The organism is Gracilimonas sp., from assembly GCF_031581265.1.
GTDB lineage: Bacteria > Bacteroidota > Rhodothermia > Balneolales > Balneolaceae > Gracilimonas.
The window spans coordinates 19,452-27,266 of sequence record NZ_JAVLBQ010000039.1 but is presented as its reverse complement, the minus strand read 5'-3'; the positions used below and the strand labels follow the sequence as shown (position 1 = coordinate 27,266).

General features: G+C 40.9%; 9 protein-coding genes. 3 read left to right on the top strand and 6 right to left on the bottom strand.

Going from position 1 to position 7,815, the window contains the following annotated elements; genetic code table 11:
* Positions 1-264: 264 nt before the first annotated feature.
* Genes nuoF through RI561_RS12100 form a run of 6 tightly spaced genes read right to left on the bottom strand, consistent with a single transcriptional unit; the run spans position 265 to position 4,775 of the window.
* Positions 265-1,551 carry an NADH-quinone oxidoreductase subunit NuoF gene (nuoF, locus tag RI561_RS12125; RefSeq protein ID WP_395080511.1) on the bottom strand — a complete coding sequence of 429 codons (1,287 nt, stop codon included), beginning with the start codon at positions 1,549-1,551 and terminating at the stop codon, positions 265-267.
* Positions 1,552-1,553: 2 nt separating this feature from the next.
* The gene (nuoE, locus tag RI561_RS12120; protein WP_395080510.1) at positions 1,554-2,099 is read right to left on the bottom strand and encodes an NADH-quinone oxidoreductase subunit NuoE; all 546 of its coding nucleotides are present in this window, start codon (positions 2,097-2,099) and stop codon (positions 1,554-1,556) included.
* Complete coding sequence (gene nuoD / locus RI561_RS12115; protein ID WP_395080509.1) at positions 2,100-3,386, bottom strand: NADH dehydrogenase (quinone) subunit D; 1,287 nt, start codon at positions 3,384-3,386, stop codon at positions 2,100-2,102. It lies immediately after the preceding gene.
* Positions 3,387-3,392: 6 nt separating this feature from the next.
* The gene (locus RI561_RS12110; RefSeq protein WP_395080508.1) at positions 3,393-3,905 is read right to left on the bottom strand and encodes an NADH-quinone oxidoreductase subunit C; all 513 of its coding nucleotides are present in this window, start codon (positions 3,903-3,905) and stop codon (positions 3,393-3,395) included.
* Positions 3,906-3,908: 3 nt separating this feature from the next.
* Positions 3,909-4,391, bottom strand: a complete 483-nt coding sequence (locus RI561_RS12105) for an NADH-quinone oxidoreductase subunit B (RefSeq protein ID WP_395080507.1) — start codon at positions 4,389-4,391, stop codon at positions 3,909-3,911.
* Positions 4,392-4,400: 9 nt separating this feature from the next.
* On the bottom strand, positions 4,401-4,775 hold the full coding sequence (locus tag RI561_RS12100; RefSeq protein WP_395080506.1) for an NADH-quinone oxidoreductase subunit A: 375 nt from the start codon (positions 4,773-4,775) through the stop codon (positions 4,401-4,403).
* 237 nt (positions 4,776-5,012) lie between these two features.
* On the opposite strand from RI561_RS12100, the gene RI561_RS12095 reads away from it, so the two are divergent.
* Genes RI561_RS12095 through RI561_RS12085 form a run of 3 tightly spaced genes read left to right on the top strand, consistent with a single transcriptional unit; the run spans position 5,013 to position 7,783 of the window.
* Positions 5,013-5,591, top strand: coding sequence for a bifunctional nuclease domain-containing protein (locus RI561_RS12095; protein WP_395080505.1), 579 nt, complete (start codon positions 5,013-5,015; stop codon positions 5,589-5,591).
* A gap of 3 nt (positions 5,592-5,594) precedes the next feature.
* Positions 5,595-7,208, top strand: coding sequence for a bacillithiol biosynthesis cysteine-adding enzyme BshC (bshC, locus tag RI561_RS12090; protein WP_395080504.1), 1,614 nt, complete (start codon positions 5,595-5,597; stop codon positions 7,206-7,208).
* Positions 7,205-7,783 carry a 5-formyltetrahydrofolate cyclo-ligase gene (locus RI561_RS12085; RefSeq protein ID WP_395080503.1) on the top strand — a complete coding sequence of 193 codons (579 nt, stop codon included), beginning with the start codon at positions 7,205-7,207 and terminating at the stop codon, positions 7,781-7,783. The genes bshC and RI561_RS12085 overlap by 4 nt, the downstream gene beginning before the upstream one ends.
* Positions 7,784-7,815 lie beyond the last annotated feature (32 nt).

The window sequence follows — 7,815 nt, the reverse complement described above, 5'->3', positions numbered from 1 at the left end:
TGATCCAAAATGAACTGAAGAACGCCACGGTCGTCGCCTTCCTCAAATTCGTATCGTTGTCCGTCTATAAATATTTCTGGCATATTGGATTGTTGATTTATGATTTTTGATTGATGATTTATCGGTTATCATCAACAATCGTCATTTTAACTTCTTTTGAGCCGTTTTTCGTGAAATTATAAAAATTGATGCTAACTCATTCGCTTCTCTCATAAGAGGCTCGACCAAATTTCTTGGCTTGAGTTCTTCATCAATAATAAATCGCTATGCAACAGCGTGAACTGATTTTTTACATCGTGCTTCAAATTCATCTCTAAAACGGTTAATGGTGTGTCTGATTGGCCAAGCAGCGGCATCTGCGAGAGCACAAATAGTTCTTCCTTCCATCTGAGTAGTCAGATCAAGTAAAAGATCTAAATCACGAAGCTCACCATTACCATTCTTAATTTTCAATAAAATCTTTTCAGCCCAACCGGTTCCTTCTCGGCATGGAGTACATTGTCCACAGGACTCATGATGATAAAAGTGAGCAATTCTCCAAAGTGCATCTACCATATCGGTGTCTTCGTCCATGACAATCATTCCGGCTGTCCCCATCATGGAGCCTGCTTCACGGAGTGATTCAGAATTCATTCCCACACCTTCAAGCTGATCTGCTCTAAGTACAGGAGTGGAAGATCCGCCGGGGATCAGGGCTTTTAATTTCTTTCCACCGCGAACACCTTGTGCTACATCATTAATAAGATCCATTACCGGTACTCCGGATGGTAATTCATACACACCGGGACGATTAACATGCCCTGAAATTCCATATAAAATAGGGCCGGGATGATCTTCAGCTCCAATATTCTTAAACCAATCAGCACCTTTGTTAATTACCAGGGGCACGTTAGCTAAGGTTTCAATATTGTTAATAGTGGTTGGGCGTCCCCAAAGTCCTTTTTGAGCAGGGAAGGGTGGCTTAACTCGAGGATAACCTCGCTTACCTTCCAGGGATTCAAGCATGGAGGTTTCTTCGCCACAGATGTAAGCACCGGCACCGCCGGTTACTTCAAAATTCACACTGTAATCGGTTCCAAATAAATTTTTTCCTATAAAACCTTTATCTCGTGCATCCTTAAGAGCTTTTTCCATCATTTTAATCCACGAGTAATATTCACCGCGGATGTACACATAGATAGTTGTAACCTGCATGGCATAAGCTGCAATCAGGGCTCCCTCAATAAATAAATGAGGGTTGTACTCAAAAATCTTACGGTCTTTAAAGGTGCCGGGCTCTGATTCATCCCCATTACAGGCTAAATATCTTGGTCCGCCATCAGGCTCAGGCATAAAAGACCACTTGAGTCCGGCATTGAAACCGGCTCCACCACGGCCGCGGATATTTGCAGCTTTTACTTCATTGACGACATCAGCAGGTTTCCAGTCATTGCCTTTAATAACTTTTTTAAGAGCTGAATACCCGCCATTTTTGATGTAATTATCAATTTTATCCAGATTCGGGATATCAGGAATAAGTACCGGTTCAAACGATTTCCAATCAGAAGCCATAATTACTTGTCATTAATATTTTCGAGGAGGGGCATTCCTACAGATTCAAATTCTGGCATTTTACCATCTTTCAGGCTGTCTATTACCTTATCTAATTTCTCTTCGGTGAGATTGTTGACGTACACATCATTTGTAATCTGCATCATTGGCGCATAGCCACATGCCCCAAGGCATTCAACAGATTGAATACTGAACATTCCGTCATCGGTAGTTTCACCGGCTTTGATACCTAACTTATCTTCCAGGTAATGCAGCATTTTATATCCGCCACAAAGCTGGCAGCTGGTGGTGGTGCAAACATCAAGCACATATTTGCCTTTGCGCTCTTTATAATACTGCGTGTAGAATGTCGCCACACCATGAACGTGAGATTCGGGCAACCCCAAAGTCTCTGCCACTAATCGCTGAACAGGTGGTTCAACATGGCCGAACCGGCGTTGCGCTACCCATAGAGTAGGGAGGGTAGCGGGCATTACTTCCGGGAACTTGGCCTTTATGGCTTCAATTTCTTGTAAGTCTTCTTTTGTGAATTCGTAGGTCTCTTCCATTTACTTATCTGCTTCTCCCATTACAGGATCAACTCCTCCAATTATTACTACGGTGTCGGCTACCATTTCGCCATCCAGTATATTTTCCAGAACCTGAAGGTTACGGAAGGATGGAGCATTTACTTTTAATCTCCACGGATGCCCGGTACCGTCACTTTGAATATAATATCCTAATTCGCCTTTGGGTGATTCTACCGCATGGTACACTTCCTTGCCGGCCGGTGGACAAATACCGGTATCAGTCATCATAAAGTCATGGATCATACCTTCCATAGAATAATACACTTCATCTTTGGAAGGGTATGCCTGCTTAGCATTATTGGTTCTAACCGGACCCTTAGGCATTTTATCAAAACATTGTTTGATGATTTTTAAGCTTTGATCCATTTCTTCCATACGCACGAAATAGCGGGCTAAGTTGTCACCTTCCATTCGGGTAGGCACTTCAAAATCAACTTCTCCATACTTTAGATAAGGGGTGATAATCCGCTGATCTACAGCAAATCCTGATGCCCTAAGTACCGGGCCGGTAGCTCCGATATCCAATGCGTCTTCGGTTTTTACAATACCCACATCTTGATTTCTTTCGATGAAAATGCGGTTTCGGTCAAGCAGGCCATGCCAGTCTTTTAATTCTTGCTCAAACTTGGTAACAAATTCTTTGATTCGTCCTACGGCACGATCTGTAAAATCATTAGCCACTCCGCCAATTCGGGAGTGAGAAACGGTAAATCGGTGACCCGCCACTTCATCAAAAATATCATATATTTTTTCACGCTCACGGAATGTCCATATAAAAAAGGAAATCGCTCCGGCATCCATCACCATGGTTCCGAGCCATAAAAGATGAGATGAAATTCGAGCCAGTTCCATACATATCATTCGGATATACTGTGCTCTTTCAGGTACTTCAACTTCAGCCAGTTTTTCCACAGCCATACACAAGGCAACGTTGTTGCTGTAAGGAGAAAGATAATCCATGCGATCGGTGTAGGGCATGAATTCCTGGTAGGTCTTATTCTCTGCTATTTTTTCGACACCGCGGTGCAGATAACCGATATCTATTTTAGTTTTTTCAATGAGCTCACCGCGCAGTTGAAGTATGAGACGTAGTACACCGTGCGTTGCAGGGTGCTGTGGACCCATATTCAGAATCATCTTGGCATTCAGCGGATCTTCAGCATCTATTTCTTCAATAGTGGTATGCTTATCCTCGAGGCTTTTATATATGCCTCGCTGATGCTTTTCAAAAAATTGCGGTTTTACTTTACTGTTAATTTCATTCATGATGCCTTACTCCGTATCTGGGGTTGTGTTAGGCAGTTCTATAGATCCCGGAATACCTAAAAGCGGAAATTCTTTTCGCAGTGGGAAATAATCAAAATCTTCGGGCATAAATATTCTTCGTAAGTCAGGATGCCCTTCAAACCGGATGCCATACATATCATAAGCTTCTCGTTCCATCCATCCGGCTGATGACCAAACAGAAGTTGCCGAATCAACTTTAGGATCTTCTTCTTCACATCTAATCTTCACAAAGATCCGATCCTGTGTGCGAAGATTCATGATATTGTAAATCACTTCAAAGCGTTCATCTGAAGTATATCGGTCAGCACCAATAATATCACACAAGAAAATGAAATGATGTTTGGTTTTCAGGTAGTTGAGAATTTCTTTAATGTTTTCAGCCTCAACCCGAATGTAGGTATGGTCGCAGGATTTATAGACTTCAATCAAGTCTTCCGAATATTCAGAAGAAAGGCCATCAACAACTCCTTGAACCGTTTCAGTTAAATCTAAACTCATATCTTAGGTATCCAGTAAAACAGAATGCTCGGTTTTAATTTTGTCTTGAATCTTCATCAGGGCATGAAGCAGGGCATCGGGGCGGGGAGGGCAGCCGGAGATGTAAGCATCAACGGGTAGATAATTATCAACACCCTGAACTACGCCATAGCAGCGATGCATTCCACCTGTAGAAGCACAAGCTCCCATGGCAATACACCATTTTGGATCAGGCATTTGATCCCAGATCCGTCGAATAGCGTGCGACATTTTATAGGTAGACCATCCGGCCACAATCATGACATCACTTTGACGGGGGGAGAAGCGCATAACCTCAGACCCAAAACGAGAGGCATCATAGCGTGGGCCGGCAAAGGCCATCATTTCAATAGCGCAGCAAGCCAGTCCCATTGGCATTGGCCAAGCTGCATTCGCACGCGCCCAGTTTGTTAAAGCATCTACTTTTGTGGTGAAGAACCCTTCACCCATTGCTGATTCAATTCCCATGGTAAATAATTAAGCTTTAAAATGATTTAAATCCCAGTCCAACGTCCCTTTCTTGAGCGTATAAAACAGACCAATGAATAGTATTATTATAAATACCATCATAGCCATGAACGTTCCAAATCCAAGGTCTAAGTACCGAACGGCCCAAGGATATATAAATACAACCTCAAGGTCGAATACAATAAATTCCATTGCGACTAAATAAAAACTAATGGAGTATCGGTCTCTTGCCTCACCAACCGGATCCATGCCACTTTCATAAGGCTTTAGTTTGGTTTGGTTCGGGCGAAATGGGCCAAGAATTTTTGACAATGATAATAAAACAAGAGCCAAAACAACGGCTACAATGGCAAGAATTAAAATTGGAAAATAATTGTCGAGCATGTTCTGTAATGTTCTCGGTTAACGGGCTGAAAAGTTACCCTCAATGTTTCGCAAAGTCAACGAATTTGGGCGTGAATATAGGCTTTATTTGAATTTTTATTGAACAAAATTTGCTCTCAGGATGGAATTAATTTTTCAAAATATTATTTGTGCTGTTTGTAAATCTGAAAGTTTACGACTTAAGCAAAAATCGTTACCTTTATAATTAAATTCTAAAAGCTTAAAAAAGGTGTAGATTTGAGTAAAGTATTAATGGACATATTAGGACTTTCAACCAGCCCAAGCAGTGGCGGAGCCTATGCTTTGATACTTACCGAGGCGGATGGAAATCAACGATTGCCTATCATTATCGGATCTTTTGAAGCCCAGGCCATTGCTCTGGAGCTTGAAAATATAAAACCTCCGCGCCCTATGACACATGATTTATTGAAAAATTTAGTACAAAGTTTTGATGGCAATATTAAGCATGTGTATGTAAATGATTTATCTGAAGGTACTTTTTTTGCTCAAATTGTATTAGAGAGAAATGACACTGTTGTTGAAATAGATGCCCGCCCAAGTGATGCTATTGCATTGGCGGTTCGTTTTAAATCTCCTATTTATGTGAACTCTGAAATACTTGAGGAAGCAGGTATCAGTACAGAACCTGAGCACCAAACATTGGAGCAGGCTTTGAAATCCGAAAAGTCGTCTCCCGGGCAAAAAGAATTATCACAGTTGGAGAAATTAGAAGAAGAACTTCAGACTGCAATTGAAACTGAAAACTATGAGAAGGCGGCTAAGCTGAGAGACCGCATTTCTAAATTAAAGGGATAAATTTTGGATATATCTGGCTGTTCGTTCAGCGAACTTTCGTACTCGAGTCTTTTTGACACTTATATAAATAACTTTGATAAACTCAGTAGCTTTTACAGCTATGACCCCCTTGATGATGACCACATCAAAAAAAGAGCGGATGTCCATACTGCTGCCGATTTCTTAAAAAACTATATCCCCGCACTTAAAGCTTATCACGAAGAATTGGGTATTGCCGATGCTCAGGCAAAAGCACTTAAGAAATTAGGTGAAGAAGGTGCTCTTGCAGTTGTAACAGGACAACAGCTGGGGATGTACGGTGGGCCAATGTTCACCATCTATAAAACAATGACAGCCATTCTGTTGGCTTGTAAATATGAGCAGCTTTTAGATCGACCTGTTGTTCCGGTTTTCTGGTTGGCTGATGAAGATCATGACTTTGAGGAGATAGCATGGACCGGAATTTTGGGTCGAGAAGACTTCCACAAAATCAATTTTGAAGCTGAAGGAAAAAATATCCCCGTTTCGGAAGAATTATTAGGTGATCAAATACATGCTTTCAAAGAAAAGGTAAAAGAAGAACTCTTTGAAACTGATTTTACAGATAATCTTTGGGATCAGCTGGATACTCATTACCAAAAGGGTAAAACTCTTGCACAAGCTTTTGCCGGACTAATGAATGAATGGTTTGCTGAAGAAGGACTTTTGATTGCAGGAAGTAATACCGCTGTTATAAAAGAATTAGTTATGCAAGATTTCAAAAAATCTATTTCGAAAGCTGAGAGTATTTATGATGCCATTGAAAACCAGAGTTCTGCATTAGAACAAAGCTTCCATCGGCAGGTTATGAATGGAGACTCTAATTTGTTTTACCTGTCGGAAGAGGAGGGAAGGACTAAAATTCACCAAGCGGAGGAAGGATGGGGGGCCGGGGAAACTGAATGGAAAGAATCAGACCTGCTTGCTGAAATTGAAGATCATCCCGAGAAATTTTCTCCCAATGTATTTTTACGTCCGGTTATTCAGGACAAACTACTACCAACATTAGGTTATGTTGCAGGACCGGGTGAGATTGCTTACTACGGTCAGATGAAAAATTTATACAAGGAATTTGATCTGGAGATGCCGCCTATTTTTCCTCGATATACGGCTACTTTGTTGGAATCCGGTATTTCACGAATCATAGAAAAACTGCCATTTAAATTTTGCTCCTATGAAAAGCGGATTGAAGACCTGGAATCTGAATTTGTAGAACAAGCAGAGACCGTAGATATAGAAACGGTTTTTGGTAAATGGAAACAGAAGCTTGAAGAGGTAGCAGAGGAACCCCTTAAAGTAATTAACGAGATTGATCCAACATTAGATGGTACTGTAGGTAAAACAGTAGCCGGTTTTTCAAATGATATAGACCGCTTAAAAGGGAAAGTATATCGCTCTATCAAACAGCAAGAGAATACGCAACTTAAGCGGATTGAGAAGATCAAAGTAAACTTATTTCCCAATGGCGGATTGCAGGAGCGGTCGGTTTCTCCGGTGTATTTCATGAATAAATACGGACTCGATATTTGGACCAATTTATTAAAAGAAATTGAAAAAAGAGGATTAGACCTGACCCGGCATCATGTGATTGAATTATGAGTTCTACCGACCAAAAAAAAGAAGAGTTACGAGATCGGGTACTTTCTCAGAGAAAAGAAATGCCTGAAGAGGAGTGGGAAGAAAAATCACAATCAATTACTCGAAAGTTAACGGAATCCGATTTCTTTAATGATGCTAAAGTGGTACACACTTATGTATCTATGAACGAGCGGAGGGAAGTAAATACCGATGAATTGATCGAAAAGCTTTTTGAGAGTGAAAAAAAAGTAGTCGTGCCTGTCACCAATTTCTCAGATCATTCATTGACTCATATTGAATTACGGTCTTTTGGGGAATTGATTTCCAACAAATGGGGCGTTCGGGAACCGGAAATTAAAGAGAATCAAGTTCAAGAAGAAGATTTGGACTTAATTGTTATTCCCATGGCAGCGGGAGATAGAAAGGGAAATCGACTGGGGTACGGACAAGGTTTCTACGATCGGTTCCTTGAACAAACCAATGGATTGAAAGTTGGTTTTGTGTTTTCTGATTTTTTGTTTGATGACATCCCCGCAGAAGAATTTGATGTTAAAATGGATGTAATAATTACTGAAAATGAACTGTTTTTCACGTAACATTGATCTATTCAACACGTAGGGCATGACAA

Excerpts from the sequence above, each read along its gene's own strand:
- nuoE (WP_395080510.1), bottom strand. The coding sequence starts at position 2,099 with ATGGAAGAGACCTACGAATTCACAAAAGAAGACTTACAAGAAATTGAA.
- RI561_RS12085 (WP_395080503.1), top strand. The coding sequence starts at position 7,205 with ATGAGTTCTACCGACCAAAAAAAAGAAGAGTTACGAGATCGGGTACTT.
- nuoF (WP_395080511.1), bottom strand. The coding sequence starts at position 1,551 with ATGGCTTCTGATTGGAAATCGTTTGAACCGGTACTTATTCCTGATATC.
- nuoD (WP_395080509.1), bottom strand. The coding sequence starts at position 3,386 with ATGAATGAAATTAACAGTAAAGTAAAACCGCAATTTTTTGAAAAGCAT.
- RI561_RS12110 (WP_395080508.1), bottom strand. The coding sequence starts at position 3,905 with ATGAGTTTAGATTTAACTGAAACGGTTCAAGGAGTTGTTGATGGCCTT.
- RI561_RS12100 (WP_395080506.1), bottom strand. The coding sequence starts at position 4,775 with ATGCTCGACAATTATTTTCCAATTTTAATTCTTGCCATTGTAGCCGTT.
- RI561_RS12105 (WP_395080507.1), bottom strand. The coding sequence starts at position 4,391 with ATGGGAATTGAATCAGCAATGGGTGAAGGGTTCTTCACCACAAAAGTA.